Raw genomic sequence first — 16,477 nt, forward strand, 5'->3', positions numbered from 1 at the left:
CCAACAGGCAGCAACGCGCGCCTTACCGGTTCATTCGGCCTTTCGTAAGGCGGCGAAGTAAAATCCGTCTGTGCCGCTCATGGTCGGGCTGAGGCGGATTCCGCCTCGCGCCTCAACGCGTGCGGAGCCCGCCGCGTGTGGGAAGCGCTCGCCCCACAGCGCCTCGTGATCGACGATTGCGAACGTCGGGTCGCGACCGGCAAAGCCCGCAAGCTGACCCCTGTTTTCCGCATCGAACACGGAGCAGGTGATATAGACCAGCCTGCCGCCGGGTTTCACGAAGCGGCTCGCCTCATCGAGAATTGCCGCCTGCTCGTGGCAGCGCTGATCCAGCTGTTTCTGGCTGAGCCGCCATTTGGCGTCCGGCCTGCGCCGCCATGTGCCGGAACCCGTGCACGGCGCGTCGATAAGCACGATGTCCATCTGCCCTTGAAGCGGCTCCAGTTCGGATGTCCGCGCGACGACCTCGACATTGCGCGCTTCGGCGCGCCGCAGCCTGTCGAAGATCGGAGCGAGCCTCTGCTTCTCGGAATCATGGGCGACGATGCGGCCTTCATTCCCCATCAGTGCGGCAAGCGCCAGCGTCTTGCCGCCGCCGCCCGCGCAATAGTCCATGACCTGCATGCCGGGCCTCGCCCCCGCCAGTTCAGCGGCGATCTGCGATCCCTCGTCCTGCACCTCGAACCAGCCCTTCTGGAAGGCCGGTTCAGCCTGCACGTTGGGGTGTCGCCCGCCGCGCGAAATGGGCGCGATGCGCACCCCTTGCGCGGCCATGCGCATTGGTTCCGCGCCGCTTTCGGCAAGCTCGCGCAGCACCGTCTCCCTGTCGGACAAGAGCGTGTTTACGCGCAGGTCGAGCGGCGGGCGCATGGCAAGCCCGGCTGCCTCGTCCGCCCATGCATCGCCGAACGCATCCTGAAAAAGGGGCACGACCCAGTCGGGGCAGTCGGCCCTCGCCATGTCGGGCATCGTTGCGTCGAGCCTGCCGCTTGTGCCTTCCAGCACATCGCTTTCGAGAGGCGGCGGCGCAAAGCGGTCGCCTTCCAGTTCCGCATTGATGGTGTCAGGCGCAAGACCCCATTCCAGCAACAGCGCGCCGAAAGCCTGTCCGCGCGGGGTGTCATCGCCGGTCAGCCACGCGGCGGAGCGGCGGCGGCGCAGCGCGTCATAAACGATGTTGCCGATTGCGCCACGGTCGCCCGAACCCGCGAAACGGTGCGACAGCCCCCAATCCTTGAGCGCTTCGGCAACCGGGCGTCGGCGCCGCTCCATATCCTGCAAGACCTCGATGGCTGCCGCCAGCCTGCCGCCCAATCTCATTTCGGTTGTCCGATCCCGGTTGACCCGTTTGCGCCGTAGCTAATACGCACATTTCTTTGAGGCAAGGGCGGCACCGCGCGGCGGCCTGTGCACAACGGCCACAATTGTGGTCGCATCCGGCAGGATTTTGCTTATTCTGTCGCCGCAGTCACACCACAATTCGCGCCCGCGGGCGGGCGCTCTTTTGGGGGAATATTTCAATGAAGAAGTACCTCGCCGAGGTTCTCGGCACCTTTTTGCTTGTCTTTATCGGCACGGCATCGGTCGTGCTCGGCGGTCTTGGAACCGCACTCCCACTTGCGCAGGGCTTCATCGGCCTTGCCTTCGGCATCGGCCTCATCGCGGCGGCCTATGCGATCGGGCCGATCTCCGGCGCGCATCTCAATCCGGCGGTGACCGCCGGAGTGTTCCTTGCGGGCCGCATGCCCGCCGGCGAGGTGGCAGGCTACATCGTCGCCCAGATCATCGGCGCGATCATCGCGACCCTTGTGCTGGTGATCATCTGCTCCGGCGCGGCGACGCCGGTGACGAATTTCGCGGCAAGCGGCTGGGATCCGGCGAAATGGAGCGTCGCTTCGGTTTTCCTCGTCGAACTGATCGCAACATTCGTCTTCGTCACCGTCATTCTTGGCGTCACGGCCACGAAGCATATGACCGGCTTTGCCGGGCTGGTGATCGGCCTGACGCTGGCCGGCCTGCACTTCGCTTTCATTCCGGTTTCGGGCAACTCGCTCAATCCCGCCCGTTCGATCGGACCGGCTCTTTTCACCGAAGGCGCAATGGGGCAGCTCTGGCTCTACATCGTTGCGCCGCTGATCGGCGGCGCGCTTGCAGGCGTCGTCGCAAAGATGCGGGTCTTTGAAAAGGAATGATCGCTTATCGCGATCAATGAGAACGGGGCTTCGGCCCCGTTCCTGATTCTTCAAACAGCTGCGCGCACAGCCGAAACCACGGATTCCAGCTTCTGCTGGTCCTCCGCGCTGCGCGTGCGCTTCGATTCGACCAGACATGCCTGCGAACGCAGGATCACGCCGTCGCCCAATATCTTCAGATGGTTGGCGCGCAACGTCGAGCCAGTCGTGGTGATGTCGACGATCACATCGGCTGAACCCGCCGCAGGCGCGCCTTCGGTGGCGCCAAGGCTTTCGACGATCCTGTAAACCTGTATCCCGTGCTTCTGCGAGAAGAACTGCTGCGTCAGCCGCCAGTATTTCGTGGCGATGCGCAGCCGCCTGCCATGCCGCTGGCGGAAGTCCGCCGCCACATCGTCGAGGTCACCCATCGTGTCCACGTCCAGCCAGATGTCCGGCACCGCGACCACCACATCGGCGAAGCCGAAGCCAAGCCGCGCGGCAATCTGGGTGCGCGTCTCCCAGCCCGCCACGTTCTCGCGCAACAGGTCCTCACCCGTGATGCCGAGATCGACGGCCCCGCGCCCGAGTTCGCCCGCGATTTCGGAGGCCGAGAGGAAGGACACCTCCACATCGTCGTGACCGTCGATGCGCGCCTTGTATTTCCGGTCGTCGCCCGGCAGCGCGATCTTCAGCCCCGCGCGCTCGAATATTTCAAGCGACTGCTCGCGCAGCCTACCCTTGGAGGGAATTGCCAGCGTGACGCTCATGACTCACCCCGCAACGCGTCGATGCGGTCGAGCCAGACCGAGAAGCCGACGCCGGGGATCGGATGGCGCGCGCCAAGCATGGTCAGCAGCCGGTCATAGCGCCCGCCGCCCGCCAGCGGACGTTCCGCGCCCGGCACGGAAATCTCGAACACCAGCCCGGTGTAATAGTCCAGCGGGCGACCGAAGGCGGCGTCATAGGTCACCGCCTCCAGCAGTACCGTCTCCTTGCGCAACGCTTCCAGCCGGGCGGAAAAGCCGTCCAGCGCTGCGCCCAGCGAAAGGCCGGACTCCTTCGCGAAAGCGGCAAGCGTCGGGGCGGCCTGCTCGACGGGAACATGGATCTGCAAAAAACGGCGCAACGCATCGAAGGCTTGCGGCGACAGCCGCACACTTGCCAGTTCCGCTTTCTCCACCAGCCGCTGGGCGATTTCTTCTGGCGTACGCCCCGCCGTCGCCGGAATGCCTGCCGCGCCCATGCCTTCGGCAACGTGACGGACAAGCGCGTCCATATCTCCGCCCGCCACCAGAAGCGCGGCAGGACCCGCCAGCGCCGCATTGCGCGACTGGCTCGCAAGGTCGGTCAGCGCGGCTTCCAGCATGCTCGCCGAGCCGAATGCCCGCGCCAGTCGCATGCGCCAGCCACGCGGCAGGCCGAGCGCGCCGAGCACGGCCTCGAACAGCGCCTGGTCACCCAGCACGATGGAAAGCTTCGTATTCGGCAGCACCTTGTCCAGCAACGCGAATGCATCGGCCACGGAACGTGCATCGGCTGCGGCGGCGTTGACGTCGCCGAGGTCCTCGATACCGGCCTGGAAAAATTCCGGCCTGCCGTCGCGGCGCTGGCGGAACACCTCGCCCAGATAGGAATAGCGGCGCGGCGTGTCCGCCTTGCTGGCGATGTGGTCCATGCAGACCGGAATGGTGAATTCCGGACGCAGGCACAATTGCTCGCCGGTCTCGCTTTCGGTCAGGAAGATGCGCCGCCGCAGATCCTCGCCCGCAATGTCGAGGAAGGGATCGGCAGGCTGCACGATGGACACGTCCGCCGGTTCCGCTCCGCGCGCGGCAAACAGCGCCCTGATGTCGGCGGCGATGGCAGGCAGCCTTGTCATGCTGCGCCGCGTTCTTCCGCCTGCGCTTCGAGAATGCGGCGCACCGCCTCGACCATCTCGGCCTCCGGAACCGTGATCTGGCCGGGGCGCAGCTCCTTGTACGCGCCATGATCCGTAATGACCTGCGCAAGCTGTGCGCCGACGACGAGGTCCTTGATCTGCACCGTGCCCGCCGCCCGCTCGTCGCCGCCCTGGATGATCACGCAGGGCGCGCCGCGCCGGTCGGCATATTTCATCTGCGCCTTCATTCCCGCGCCGCCGAGGTAAAGCTCGGCACGGATGCCGTCCTGCCGCAACTGCGCGACCATGCGCTGGTAGCGCCCGAGGCTGTCGACATCGCGATCCATCACCAGCACCACGACAGGCGCGAGCACGTCATTTGTATCGAGCTTGCCGAGGTTCTTGAGCGCGGTCATCAGGCGCGACACGCCGATGGAAAAGCCGGTCGCGGGAACCGGCTCGCCGCGAAAGCGCGAGACCAGACCGTCATAGCGCCCGCCGCCGCCGACCGAGCCGAAGCGGACCACCTGCCCCTCCTCGTTCGGGATTTCCGCCAGCAACTCCGCCTCCAGCACCGGCCCCGTATAATATTCGAGGCCGCGCACCACCGACGGGTCGATCCTGATGCGCTCCGACCCGTATTGCGCGGCGCGGCACAGCGCCTCGATGTCGCGCAACTCGTTCATGCCTTCGTGGAATTTTGCGCTATCAATGTCCGTCGCGCTGCCGTCGATATAGCCCAGCACCGTCGCGACGGCCGCGTCCGAGAGGCCCGCGCCCTTCGTGAAATCGCCCTCGCCTTCCTTGCCGCCATCCCATCGTCCTGCGCCCAACAGCAGACGCACGCCCTGCGGGCCGAACTTGTCCAGCTTGTCGATGGCGCGCAGCACCGTCAGCCTGCGACCGGCATTTTCGTCGCCGCCAAGCCCGATCGCTTCCAGCACGCCGTCCAGCACCTTGCGGTTGTTGACGCGGATAACGTAGTCGCTGCGCGCGATGCCGAGCGCTTCCATCACATCGGCCATCATCATCGCCATTTCGGCATCTGCCGCCACGCCCGGCGCGCCGATCGTGTCCGCGTCGAACTGCATGAACTGGCGGAAGCGGCCCGGACCCGGCTTCTCGTTGCGGAACACCCAGCCCGCGCGATAGCTGCGGAACGGCTTCGGCAGCCGCTCGAAATTTTCCGCGACGTATCGGGCGGTCGGCGCTGTCAGGTCGTAGCGCAGCGACAGCCATTGCTCGTCGTCGTCCTGAAAGGAAAAGACGCCCTCGTTCGGCCGGTCCTGATCCGGCAGGAACTTGCCGAGCGCATCCGTGTATTCAATCAGCGGCTGCTCGACCGGTTCGAACCCGTACAACTCATAGACTTCGCGGATCGTCGCCATCATGCGACCCGCGGCGCGAATGTCTTCCGCCGAGCGATCGACAAAGCCGCGCGGCAGGCGCGCCAGTGTCTTTTGCGGTTTCTCGGCCATCGGGTTCAGTTCCATCATTGTTGCGGTGCCGCATCTAGCCGATCATGACAGGGGCGGCAAGGCGCACGGGCCGCACGAAAGCGCGGCACAAAGGATTGTGTTAACCTCCTGCCACCAGTTTTCCGCAATTCGTTCAAAAATCCGCGACAATCCCTGCCTAGGAAAACATCATCCACGGTTGCCACTCGGCGACCTGAAACCTTCAGGCAAGAGCATGACCACGCTGACCACCAAGACCGCCAACGGCGATGCGACGTTGCAGGCCGGTCCCTTCCATCCGACCGTCGAGCCGCGAGGCGCGCGCGGCGAACTTGGCCGCGCGGTGCTTACCAGCCTGCTTGCGCTCTATCCCGTTCTCGCGACGGTCGGCGTCGTGCTGCTGACGCTCGCCTTTACCGGCGCCGCCTGACCTCATCGCCCCTTCAATTGCGGTCGCCTGAACCGGGCGCGGTCGGCCTCGACTTCCGCACGGCAGGTGCAGCCCTCGATGTGGTCGTTGACCAGTCCCATCGCCTGCATGAACGCATAGACCGTGGTCGGCCCGACAAAGCTCCATCCGCGCTTCTTGAGTTCCTTCGAGATGCGCGTTGAGACGGGCGTGGTCGGATTTGCGCGCAGCGTTTCGATATTCACGACTTCCGGGCGCTCCCCTGTGCCCGGCTCGAACGACCAGAACCAGGCCGCGAGCGAGCCTGCTTCCTTCACCATCTCCTGTGCGCGGCGGGCATTGTTGATGGTCGAGACGATCTTGCCGCGATGGCGCACGATGCCCGTATCGGCCAGCAGCCGCTCGATGTCCTTGTCGGTGAACTCCGCCACCTTGTTGAAGTCGAAGCCCGCGAAGGCTGCGCGAAAATTCTCGCGCTTGCGCAGTATGGTGAGCCAGGAAAGGCCCGACTGAAAGCCTTCCAGGCAGATTTTCTCGAACAGGCGGATGTCGTTGTCCACCGGGCGGCCCCATTCGCGGTCATGGTAGGGGATGTAGTCGGGCGTGCTCCCGCCCCATGAGCAGCGCACCCTTCCGTCCCCGCCAGTCACCAGTCCCTGCATCGCGAATCTCCCGTTCGGCGAAATTTACCTCCGCTTCACCGTGTTTGGGAACGGCGCGGTAACCATACCAAAAGGTTTCCGCGATCGGACGAATTTTAGCGGTCCTGATTCACCTTTCGGTTGGAAGCGGTGGGGAAAATGCAGGACGAGGGCCGCACCGGTGGGGGGTGGCCCCGATATTGCTACGTCGAGAGTATCTTTATGAGATTGTCCGCCTGTCTGCTCGCCGCCGCGAGCCTGCTCACCCTTCAAACTTCACCCGTTTCCGCGCAGGACCGCTACCGCGCCGCGCCGCCGGTCGTGGTCAGCCCGGACCTCGCCGCGCCGTGGGTGCTCCAGTTGGGCAAGAAGCCCGGCAAGGTCGTGCAGCGCAAGACCGCGCAGCCTGTCGAGGTCCGCAATTCGCAGCAGCGCATCGCCGTGCGCCGTGAAACCGTTCCCGGCGTGGTGCTCGTCCAGCCACAAGGGACCGACCGCACCGTCGTCACCTCGTCGGTCGCCCGCCCGCCGAAGAAGCAGGTCCAGCAACAGATGGACCCGAAGTTCCTGCCGCGCGAGGTCGACTACGAGACCGGCCACAAGCCGGGGACCATCGTGATCGATTCGGCCAGCAAATATCTCTATCTCGTCATGGAGAACGGCACCGCCCGCCGCTACGGCGTCGGCGTCGGCAAGGAAGGCATGGGCTGGAAGGGCGTCGAGCACGTCACGCGCAAGGCCGTATGGCCGGAATGGCGTCCGCCGGCACAGATGATCGCGCGCGAGCGCAAGAAGGGCCGCATCCTGCCGTCTTACATGGCGGGCGGCGAGGCCAATCCGCTCGGCGCGCGAGCGCTTTATCTCGGCAGCACGCTCTATCGCATCCACGGCACCAACGCGCCCTGGACGATCGGCACCAGCGCATCGTCCGGCTGCATTCGCATGCGCAACCAGGATGTGATCGAATTGTACGAGATGGTCAAGGTCGGTGCGAAGGTCGTCGTGATGTAGGAATGGGGGACGGGCCGCCGTTTCAGGTGGCAACCGTCGGAAAGGGGCGGCGCGAGGAGAGACGCGCCGCCCTTTTTCGTGCGCGACTCAAATCCCCTTGGGACGCTCGCCGCCATAGGCCCAGTCGAGCAGCGCGACGGTGTGGACGATGGGCATTCCGGCGCGCTCGCCAATCTGCGTCATGCAGCCGATATTGCCGGTGGCGACAACATCCGCGCCGGTCGCCCGGATGTTGTTCACCTTGCGCTCGCGCAGCTTCGCGGAAATCTCCGGCTGCATGATGTTGTAGGTGCCCGCCGAGCCGCAGCACAAATGCCCCTCGCGCGGCTCCCTGACCACAAAACCGGCTCGCGCCAGCAATTCCTTCGGCTGACGCGTCAGCTTCTGGCCGTGTTGCATGGAGCAGGCGGAATGATAAGCGACCGCCAGACCCGGCCGGACGGTCGGCTCCGGCAGGTCGAGCGACACCAGATATTCGGTGATGTCCTTCGCAAGCGCCGACACCCGCGCAGCCTTGTGCGCATAGGCCGGGTCGAGCCGCAGCATATGGCCGTAATCCTTGATCGTGGTGCCGCAGCCGGACGCCGTGATAACGATCGCATCCAGCCCGCCATCATCGATCAGCCGGGTCCAGGCATCGACGTTGCGCCGCGCCTGAACGAGCGATTCCTCCTCGCGTCCCATATGGTGCACCAGCGCGCCGCAGCAGCCTTCGCCGGGGGCCTCCGCGATCTCGATCCCGAGTCGCGCCAGCAGCGAAGCCGCCGCCTCGTTGATGCCGGGATTGAGCACAGGCTGCGCACAGCCTTTCAGGATCGCAACGCGGCCCCGCGGCTTGCCTTTCAACTCAATCGCGACAGGCTTCGCCTTTGGCAGGGAACGCGGCGCAAGCTCCAGCATGGCGGCCAGCGGCTTCAGCGATTTGTTCGCCCGGAACAGCCCGGCGAACGGCCTGCCGAGCCCCGCCAGCTTCAGCGCCGCGCGAAAGCGCGCCGGATGGGGCAGTACGAACGCCAGCACGGAGCGGATCAGCCGGTCGACCGGAGCGCGACGGTAGGTCTTTTCGATATGCGCGCGGGCATGATCTACAAGGTGCATATAGTTCACGCCCGACGGGCAGGTGGTCATGCAGGCAAGGCAGGACAGGCAGCGGTCGATGTGGCGCACGATCTCGTCATCGGCGGGCCTGCCGTTCTCCAGCATATCCTTGATGAGGTAGATACGCCCGCGCGGGCTGTCGAGTTCGTTGCCGAGCGTCACATAGGTCGGGCAGGTCGCGGTGCAGAAGCCGCAATGCACGCATTTGCGCAGGATTTTCTCGGATTCCGCGACATGCGGATCGGCTAGCTGGTCGGTAGTAAAGCTGGTCTGCATCGTCAGCCCATGCGTCCCGGATTGAGAATATCGTGCGGATCGAAGGACGCCTTGAGCCGCTCGCCCAGCGCCCGCAAGGCCGGCGGCTGCGGCTCGAACACCGGCACGGCGGCGCGCACAGCAGCGTTCGCCCGCACCAGGGTCGCGTGGCCACCACCGTGCTTGCGCACCAGCGCGCGCAAGCGCTCGGCCTCCGGCTCGCCATGCTCCATGCGCAACCAGACCAGACCGCCCTGCCAGTCGTAAAATACGCTTGCGGGGCAATCGCGGCGCAATTCCAGCGTCATGCTGTGCGCCTCGGACGGCTGCATCGACACGCGCCAGACCGGCTTGTGAGTGCCGTCGCAGAAGGGAGCGCAGTCTCGAATATCGCGCCACACCGCCTTCGATTTTTCACCCGTCAGAACCTGCAATTCGCCTGCGCTTTTCAGCATGTCCTGCAGGAGGTTGAGCCGGTAGGCGATGGACGGCGGAAACCCTTCCAACCGAAGAAGCGTCGCGGCGTCGGACCCCAGCGCGCCGCCCGCCACCGAAATCGCCACGCCCTCCGGCAGATGCGCCGCGCTCGACACTTCGGCGCTTGACCCCATCGCAAGCGCCATGACCGCCGTCGCCTGATCGTCCAGCAGGCCGCGAATGGCAAGCGTCGTTTCCGTCTCGGCTCTCGGCAGCACCTTGAAGGTCACGTCCGTGCAAACGGCCAGCGTGCCCCACGAGCCCGCCATCGCCTTCGACACGTCGTAGCCGGTGACGTTCTTCACCACGCGCCCGCCCGCCTTGAACGCCTCGCCCCGCCCCGACACGGCGCTGACGCCCAGAATGTGATCGCGCGCGGCGCCCGCCTTGAGCCTGCGCGGCCCCGACAGGTTTGCCGCCAGCACGCCGCCTATGGTGCCCTTTCCGGCCTCCTGCCCATGCAAAGGGCCGTAGTCCATCGGCTCGAAATCCAGTTGCTGGTTGAAGTCGCCGAGCAGTCTTTCGATTTCCGCCATCGGCGTGCCCGCCCGCGCCGTCAGCACGAGTTCGGCGGGCTCGTAGAGTGTCACGCCGGTCAGCTTCGACAGGCCCAGCGTATGTTCGGCCTGCGCGGGCCGCCCGATGCCGCGCTTGGACCCCTGCCCCACCAGTTCGAGCGGCGCTTTTTCCGCCGCCGCCCACTGGACTACGGACAGCACCTCTTCGGGAGTTGTCGGCGCGAAGTCGGTCATGCGGCGTCAGAACCTTGGGATGTCCGGGAAAGGCAGCTTGCCCTGGTGCACATGCATGCGCCCGAGTTCAGCACACCGTCGCAATTGCGGGAACACCTTGCCGGGATTGAGCAATTGGTTCGGGTCGAAGGCGCATTTGATGCGCATCTGCTGGTCGAGATCGGCCTCTGAAAACATCTCCGGCATGAGATCGCGCTTTTCGACCCCGACGCCGTGCTCGCCGGTCAGCACGCCGCCGACCTTCACGCACAGCCGCAATATATCCGCGCCGAAGGCTTCCGCCGCCGCCAGTTCGCCGGGATTGTTGGCGTCATAGAGGATCAGCGGATGCAGGTTCCCGTCACCCGCATGGAACACATTCGCCACGCGCAGCCCGTGCTTTCCCGAAAGCTCCCGCATGCCGGCCAGCACGCGCGGCAATTCCTTGCGCGGGATCGTGCCGTCCATGCACAGATAGTCCGGCGAAATGCGCCCGACCGCAGGGAAGGCCGCCTTGCGGCCGGCCCAGAAGGTCATCCGCTCCGCATCGGATTCGGAGACCCGGCAGGTGGTCGAGCCGTTGTCGCGCGCGATGCGCTCCACCTCCGCGATCAGGTGGTCCACCTCGGCGGGCGGCCCGTCGAGTTCGACGATCAGCAGCGCCTCGACGTCGCGCGGATAGCCGGCATGCACGAAATCTTCCGCCGCATGGATGGCGGGACGGTCCATCATTTCCATGCCGCCCGGAATGATGCCCGCGCCGATGATGTCGGCGACGCACTGCCCGCCCTGCTCGCTCGTCGGAAAGCCGATCAGCACGGCCCGCGCCGTCTCCGGCTTTTTCAGGATGCGCACGGTGACCTCGGTCACCACGCCCAGCAGCCCCTCCGAACCGGTCATCAGACCGAGCAGGTCGTAGCCCTCGGCGTCGAGATGCTTGCCGCCCAGCCGCACCACGTCGCCATTGACCAGCACCATTTCGAGGCCGAGCACATTGTTGGCCGTCAGCCCGTATTTCAGGCAGTGCACGCCACCGGAATTTTCCGCGACATTGCCGCCGATCGAGCACGCAATCTGCGAGGACGGATCGGGGGCGTAGTAGAACCCCTCCTGCTCGACTGCATTGGTGATGCCTAGATTGGTGACGCCCGGCTGCGCGACGACTGCGCGGTTGGGGTAGTCGATTTCCAAGATCCGGTTGAAGCGGCTCATGACGAGAAGCACGGCGTCGGCCAGCGGCAGTGCGCCGCCGGACAGCGAGGTGCCCGAACCGCGCGGCACCACACGCACGCTGTTTTCGTTGCAGAAGCGCAGCACGCGCGCCACCTGGTCGACCGTTTCCGGCAGCACCACCACCAGCGGCAACTGCCGATAGGCGGTCAGCGCATCGGTCTCGAAGGCGCGCATTTCGTTGACCGTCTCGACCACGCCTTCGCCGGGCACGATGGCGCGCATCGCCGCCACGATTTCCGCGCGACGGGCGAGCGTAGCCTCGTCGGCCTTGGGCATGACCAGACCAGCCATCGGCGTTCCTCCTCACCTGCTTATAGCGGTGTGTGCGCGGCCCGCGCAAATGCTTCCGGCGACGTTATTTCACGTGCGTTTCAGAATGGGAGTTGCGGATGCGCCGCACCGCCCACCACACCGCAAGGATCGCGACCGGCACGGCGATCGCTGTCACATATTCCGGTTGCAGATGCACGCCGAATAGATTGGTCCCCTTTGCGAGATAACCGACCAATCCCACGACATAGTAGGACACCGCCGCGACGGACAGTCCTTCCACGGTCTGCTGCAACCTCAGTTGCAGCCGCGCGCGGTTGTTCATCGAGGCCAGCAGGTCGCGGTTCTGCTTTTCGACCTCCACATCGATCCATGTGCGCAGCAGCGTCGCGGCCCGTGTCAGCTTGCGTGACAGGTTCGCCTGGCGTTCCTCCACCGAACGGCAGGTGCGCATCGCAGGCGCCATACGGCGCTGGATGAAGCCGCGCCACGTGTTGTAGCCGGGCACGGGGCGCTCGTTCAGCGCGTCGAGCCTTTCATGCACGATCCCGTCATAGGCGCGGCTGGCGCCCAGCCTGTAGAGGCTGGCCGCCGCATCCGCCTCAAGCTCCGCCGCAAGGCCGGTCAGCTTGGTAAGAAGCTTCTGCTCGTCGCGCCGCGCGCTGGTCATCTCCTGCGTGGTTTCGGCGAGGCTGTCCTCGATGCGCCGCGCCCTGGCCGAAAGCGTCTGCGCCAGCGGCAGGCCGAGCATCGCTAGAGTTCGATAGGTCTCGATGTCGATCAGGCGCTGGGACACCGCGCCGTTGCGGATGGCCGACATGCCTTTTTCCAGCATCAATATGCGCGTGAGCCCGTCGCCGTCCTGCCTGAAATCGGAGATGATCGCCGCATTGCCGTTTTCGATCAGCGAATAGCAGAGGCTCGTCGGGTCGAAGGTCTGGACGAGCTTTTCGCTGGCCGGGGTCCATTTGCGGATTTCGAGCCGCGTGCCGGAGATGACCGGGCCGGGCGGCGTGAAGCCATTGCCGAAGGGCGTGTCGGCGGACACCTTCCCATTTGCCGGCAACGGGCCTTCCCAGAGATAGGTGGAAAACTCCGTGTGTCGCTCCCAGCGGACGCTGCCCTTGCCCCATTTCATCGCATGGTGGCGCGCCTCGGCATCGGGAGCCGCAATGCCCAGACGCCGCGACAGGCCGCCGAGCACGGCGAAATCCACATCTGTTCGACCCTCGGTCATGAACGCAAGCTGGATCAGCACGCGCGGCGTTTCGATCAACGGATAGGGTCGCGCATGCACCTCGCCCAACGCGATTGCACGCTCGCCATGCGCCGGGAAACCCAGCACGCTGCCCGTCACCTGACCGGCTGTTTCCTTGCCCGATTCCACGGCTCGACCGTCCAGACCGCCTGTTCCACTCATTTGCATTCGCGCCAAAGCAATTCTGGCCAATCCGCGTCCAGATCACTATGTCTGCAAAGCAAGAAGGAGCTTTGCATTGTCAGTCAAGGGCGTAAGTTACAGTGAGGCGGCGGCACCGGCGGGAGTGCGACTCTATGCCGTCGGCGACGTGCATGGCAGGCTCGACCTTCTGCAATCCATGCTGGGCCGGATCGATGCCGAAATCGAAAGGGACCGTCCCGCCGACTGGCGCATCATCATGCTCGGCGACTATGTCGATCGCGGACCGGACTCGCGCGGCGTGCTGGACGAACTCATACGCCGCAGGCAGGATGACGAGCGTTTCATCACCCTTGCCGGAAACCATGATGCCGGCTTCCTGGGCTTCCTCGATTCGCCGGACCCGAGCGGGCTTTTCATAGATTTCGGCGGCGTGCAGACGGCGCGATCCTATGGAGTCAAGCTCAAGCGTCCCGGCGGGCTTGGGATCGGCCAAAGCGACAAGCGCTTCGTCGAAAGCAGCGCGCTCCTGCAAAAAGCCGTCCCCGCGGAGCATGTCAGCTTCCTGCGGACATTGCCGCGCGGTTGCTTTGCGGGAGACTATTTCTTCTGCCATGCCGGCATCCGTCCGGGTATCCCGCTCGAAGACCAGAACAAGGACGACCTCATCTGGATCCGCAACGACTTCCTGCTTTATCCGAACCTGCATCCCAAGGTGATCGTGCATGGCCATACGCCAGTCGAACGCCCCGACATTCACGACAATCGGGTCAACATCGACACGCGCGCCTTTGAGTCTGGCGTTCTAACCGCCTTCGTTGCCGAAGGTGCGGCGAAGCGCTTCCTCACGGTAGCAAATCGCGATTGACGGGTGGCAGAGAAGAAGCCGGGGCAGGCCCTAGCGGGCGATAACCCCGTAGCCATCGACCACGGCGTGGTTGTTGGATGCATCGGCGCCATAGATGCCGATTCCGCTAATTGCGATTGCCGCAAGCATCGCAAAACAAAGAAGCGCCGCTTTCAAGATTTCGTCCCCGATTTGTTGCCGCGGGTGCATTATCACGCACCTTCTTACCAATGCGTTTCCGGCAAAAACGTTCCCCGCCCGTTGCCGGACGCCGCACTAGAACGCCTTGGCGGTAAAATCCAGAGGTCCGAGGCCCTGCGGGCCGAGAATCCTGTGCAGTGTTAAAATTACAACTAAGGTGATATGCGTTCAGATCGACGCAATCCAGGCGCGCGCAAGCGACGCGCCTGCCGCATCCGCAGCGGCACCCCTTACCGGAGCTTCGGCCTGATAGCGCGGCAGCCAGTCGGGATCGAGCGTTTCCATCAGGGTCCTGAACGTGCCGTTCCATTCCGAGATGAGCCTGCGGTCGGCCTCGAAGTGAAACTGGGTGGCATAGACGGCGCGGCCCACCCGGTAAGCCTGGTTGGCGACGGTCGTCCCCTTCGCCAGCAGAACGGCCTGCGGCGGAAGCGTGAAATTGTCGTCATGCCACTGGAAGGAGGGAAAGGCGCGCGGCAGCGCATTGAAAACCGGGTCGGCTGACGCCGCGTCGGTCACGCTGATGTCGTGCCAGCCAAATTCGGTGTGGCCGCCGATCCTGTTCTCGCCGCCGAATGCGCGCGCGATCAACTGGCTGCCAAGGCAGATGCCCAGCACCGATTTGTCCGCGCTTTCGAAATCCCGGATCAGGTCGAGCAGATGCGGGAAGTGCGGAGATCCGGCATCGTCGAGCGCATTCTGCCCCCCACCCAGTACGATCAGCGCATCGTGCTCGCGCGCCGTTGCGGGCAGGGCTTCGGCGGTGTGCGGCCTGATATAGTCGACCTCCGCGCGCACCTGCGCCAGCGCGTCGCCAAGCTGACCAAGTCCCGTCCCGCCAAAATTCTCGACCGCCAGCACCCGCATCCGCGCTTCCCTTCCACTTTGCTCCGCGAGCGTTACCATGAGCGCCAATTCAGACGGAAGCGCGAAGAATTATGCCACTCCAAAACCGTGTCGATCCAGCCGGCCTGCTCCATGCCGTCGCAGCGCGCGGGCTCTTTACCGGCAATCGCGGCGTCATCCATGACCCCGCGACGCGCAGCCTGACCGGGCGGCGCTGGACGACCCGCGCGTGGATCATCTGTCGATGCGACTACAAGGACCGCCGCCGCGAGGTGTTCGGGCGCAATGGACGGACCGGCGGCGCAGGCTGGACCAACCTCTTTTTTCTCGACGAGGTCACCGCACTTGCGGCCGGGCACCGCCCCTGCTTCGAGTGCCGTCGCGCGGAGGCGATCGCCTTTGCCGAGGCGTTTTCATCTCCTGCGGCCAAAGCCCCGGAGATGGATGCGATCCTGCATCGCCAGCGGCTGGCCGCTGGGGCGAACGCCGTCCGGTTGTCAGAGGTTGAAATCCTCGCGCTGCCGGACTGCGCGGTCATTACCTGCGACGGTCGCGTCCTTGCCCGGAAGGACGATGGATTTCGCGAATGGACGTTCGAAGGCTATCGTGGTGGGGCGTTACCTACTGGAGCCACGCACCTCATCACGCCGCCAGCGACCGTGACGGCGCTGCGCGCGGGGTATCGGCCGGTCTGGCACCCGAGCGCGTGAAGGCTGCCGTCCGCGTTTGCGCTGCCCCCGGCAACCGCTTGACCTGCGGGTCCGCCTCGCGCATGTCTCGCCTATGCGTGCAAACTATAAGATGCAGCGGCTGTTCGTGCCGCACGACCTCGCCTCCGGCGTCGAGTTCGAGGCTTCCCCCGAGCAGGCGCACTATCTCACCTCCGTGCTGCGCATGGGCGAAGGCGCGGAACTGCTGGTGTTCAACGGGCGCGACGGGGAATGGCTGGCGCGCATATCGGCAAAGGCAAAGCGCTCGCTGCGGCTGGCTGCCATCGAGCAGACGCGCCCGCAACCCGCGCGGCCAGATCTCGTCTATTGCTTCGCGCCGCTCAAGACCGGGCGGCTCGACTACCTGATCCAGAAAGCAGTGGAAATGGGCGCGGGCGTGCTCCAGCCGGTCGTCACGCAGCACACGCAGGCCGCCAAGGCATCGACCGAACGCATGCGGGCCAACGCCGTCGAGGCGGCGGAGCAATGCGGCATCCTTGCGATCCCGGAGGTCGCCGAACCTGTCAAGCTCGACCACCTGCTCGAAAACTGGCCCGCGAACCGCCGTCTGGTCTATTGCGACGAGGATTCGGCGACGAACAACCCGCTGCCGGCCCTGCAGGCGATCCGGGAAAACGCCCTTGCGCTGCTGGTCGGCCCGGAAGGCGGCTTCTCCGACGCCGAGCGAAACATGCTGCGCGCCCTGCCCTTCGTGACCGCCATTCCCCTTGGGCCCCGCATCCTGCGGGCGGATACGGCTGCGGTTGCAGCACTTGCCGTCATTCAGGCGACAAGGGGCGACTGGTAGACGTTCAAATCCAATGCAGGCTGGATCAGGA

Annotated in this window: 16 protein-coding genes; 6 read left to right on the plus strand and 10 right to left on the minus strand. The window is 65.2% G+C overall.

What is annotated here, in order from left to right:
* Positions 1-30: 30 nt before the first annotated feature.
* The gene (locus M9924_02785) at positions 31-1,320 is read right to left on the minus strand and encodes an RsmB/NOP family class I SAM-dependent RNA methyltransferase (protein ID MCO5063322.1); all 1,290 of its coding nucleotides are present in this window, start codon (positions 1,318-1,320) and stop codon (positions 31-33) included.
* A 200-nt stretch (positions 1,321-1,520) separates the two neighbouring features.
* Here M9924_02785 and M9924_02790 point away from each other — a divergent pair, with 200 nt between their 5' ends.
* On the plus strand, positions 1,521-2,192 hold the full coding sequence (locus M9924_02790; GenBank protein ID MCO5063323.1) for an aquaporin: 672 nt from the start codon (positions 1,521-1,523) through the stop codon (positions 2,190-2,192).
* A gap of 50 nt (positions 2,193-2,242) precedes the next feature.
* Here the strand turns inward: M9924_02790 and hisG are convergent, their stop codons facing one another.
* From hisG to hisS, 3 genes are read right to left on the minus strand one after another with little or no spacing between them, the layout of a single operon-like run.
* Positions 2,243-2,941 (minus strand): ATP phosphoribosyltransferase, encoded by a 699-nt coding sequence (gene hisG / locus M9924_02795; protein ID MCO5063324.1) that lies wholly within the window; start codon positions 2,939-2,941, stop codon positions 2,243-2,245.
* Positions 2,938-4,053 carry an ATP phosphoribosyltransferase regulatory subunit gene (locus tag M9924_02800; protein ID MCO5063325.1) on the minus strand — a complete coding sequence of 372 codons (1,116 nt, stop codon included), beginning with the start codon at positions 4,051-4,053 and terminating at the stop codon, positions 2,938-2,940. Before M9924_02800 ends, hisG begins: the two co-directional genes overlap by 4 nt.
* Positions 4,050-5,531, minus strand: a complete 1,482-nt coding sequence (hisS, locus tag M9924_02805) for a histidine--tRNA ligase (GenBank protein MCO5063326.1) — start codon at positions 5,529-5,531, stop codon at positions 4,050-4,052. Before hisS ends, M9924_02800 begins: the two co-directional genes overlap by 4 nt.
* 214 nt (positions 5,532-5,745) lie before the next feature.
* On the opposite strand from hisS, the gene M9924_02810 reads away from it, so the two are divergent.
* The gene (locus M9924_02810; protein MCO5063327.1) at positions 5,746-5,940 is read left to right on the plus strand and encodes a hypothetical protein; all 195 of its coding nucleotides are present in this window, start codon (positions 5,746-5,748) and stop codon (positions 5,938-5,940) included.
* 2 nt (positions 5,941-5,942) lie between these two features.
* Here the strand turns inward: M9924_02810 and M9924_02815 are convergent, their stop codons facing one another.
* Positions 5,943-6,581 (minus strand): DNA-3-methyladenine glycosylase I, encoded by a 639-nt coding sequence (locus M9924_02815; protein MCO5063328.1) that lies wholly within the window; start codon positions 6,579-6,581, stop codon positions 5,943-5,945.
* 201 nt (positions 6,582-6,782) lie between these two features.
* Between M9924_02815 and M9924_02820 the strand changes: the two genes are divergently transcribed.
* On the plus strand, positions 6,783-7,571 hold the full coding sequence (locus M9924_02820) for a L,D-transpeptidase (protein ID MCO5063329.1): 789 nt from the start codon (positions 6,783-6,785) through the stop codon (positions 7,569-7,571).
* Positions 7,572-7,658: 87 nt separating this feature from the next.
* Here the strand turns inward: M9924_02820 and glcF are convergent, their stop codons facing one another.
* The 4 genes from glcF to M9924_02840 all read right to left on the minus strand — a co-directional run bounded on the left by glcF (position 7,659) and on the right by M9924_02840 (position 13,055).
* Positions 7,659-8,945 carry a glycolate oxidase subunit GlcF gene (gene glcF / locus M9924_02825; protein MCO5063330.1) on the minus strand — a complete coding sequence of 429 codons (1,287 nt, stop codon included), beginning with the start codon at positions 8,943-8,945 and terminating at the stop codon, positions 7,659-7,661.
* Positions 8,946-8,947: 2 nt separating this feature from the next.
* Positions 8,948-10,153 (minus strand): FAD-binding protein, encoded by a 1,206-nt coding sequence (locus tag M9924_02830; protein ID MCO5063331.1) that lies wholly within the window; start codon positions 10,151-10,153, stop codon positions 8,948-8,950.
* A 6-nt stretch (positions 10,154-10,159) separates the two neighbouring features.
* Entirely contained in the window at positions 10,160-11,656 is a 1,497-nt protein-coding gene (locus M9924_02835; protein MCO5063332.1) for an FAD-binding protein, read from the minus strand.
* Positions 11,657-11,720: 64 nt separating this feature from the next.
* Positions 11,721-13,055 (minus strand): DUF3422 family protein, encoded by a 1,335-nt coding sequence (locus M9924_02840; GenBank protein ID MCO5063333.1) that lies wholly within the window; start codon positions 13,053-13,055, stop codon positions 11,721-11,723.
* Positions 13,056-13,131: 76 nt separating this feature from the next.
* On the opposite strand from M9924_02840, the gene M9924_02845 reads away from it, so the two are divergent.
* Complete coding sequence (locus M9924_02845) at positions 13,132-13,902, plus strand: serine/threonine protein phosphatase (GenBank protein ID MCO5063334.1); 771 nt, start codon at positions 13,132-13,134, stop codon at positions 13,900-13,902.
* 348 nt (positions 13,903-14,250) lie between these two features.
* Here the strand turns inward: M9924_02845 and M9924_02850 are convergent, their stop codons facing one another.
* The gene (locus M9924_02850) at positions 14,251-14,949 is read right to left on the minus strand and encodes a type 1 glutamine amidotransferase (protein MCO5063335.1); all 699 of its coding nucleotides are present in this window, start codon (positions 14,947-14,949) and stop codon (positions 14,251-14,253) included.
* A 71-nt stretch (positions 14,950-15,020) separates the two neighbouring features.
* Between M9924_02850 and M9924_02855 the strand changes: the two genes are divergently transcribed.
* Together M9924_02855 and M9924_02860 are read left to right on the plus strand one after the other, a co-directional pair.
* Complete coding sequence (locus tag M9924_02855; protein ID MCO5063336.1) at positions 15,021-15,638, plus strand: hypothetical protein; 618 nt, start codon at positions 15,021-15,023, stop codon at positions 15,636-15,638.
* A gap of 73 nt (positions 15,639-15,711) precedes the next feature.
* Positions 15,712-16,446: a 16S rRNA (uracil(1498)-N(3))-methyltransferase gene (locus M9924_02860; GenBank protein ID MCO5063337.1), complete on the plus strand. Its 735-nt coding sequence runs from the start codon at positions 15,712-15,714 to the stop codon at positions 16,444-16,446.
* The last annotated feature ends 31 nt before the right edge of the window (positions 16,447-16,477 follow it).

Source organism: Rhizobiaceae bacterium, assembly GCA_023953835.1.
In the GTDB taxonomy this organism is placed as follows: domain Bacteria; phylum Pseudomonadota; class Alphaproteobacteria; order Rhizobiales; family Rhizobiaceae; genus Mesorhizobium_G.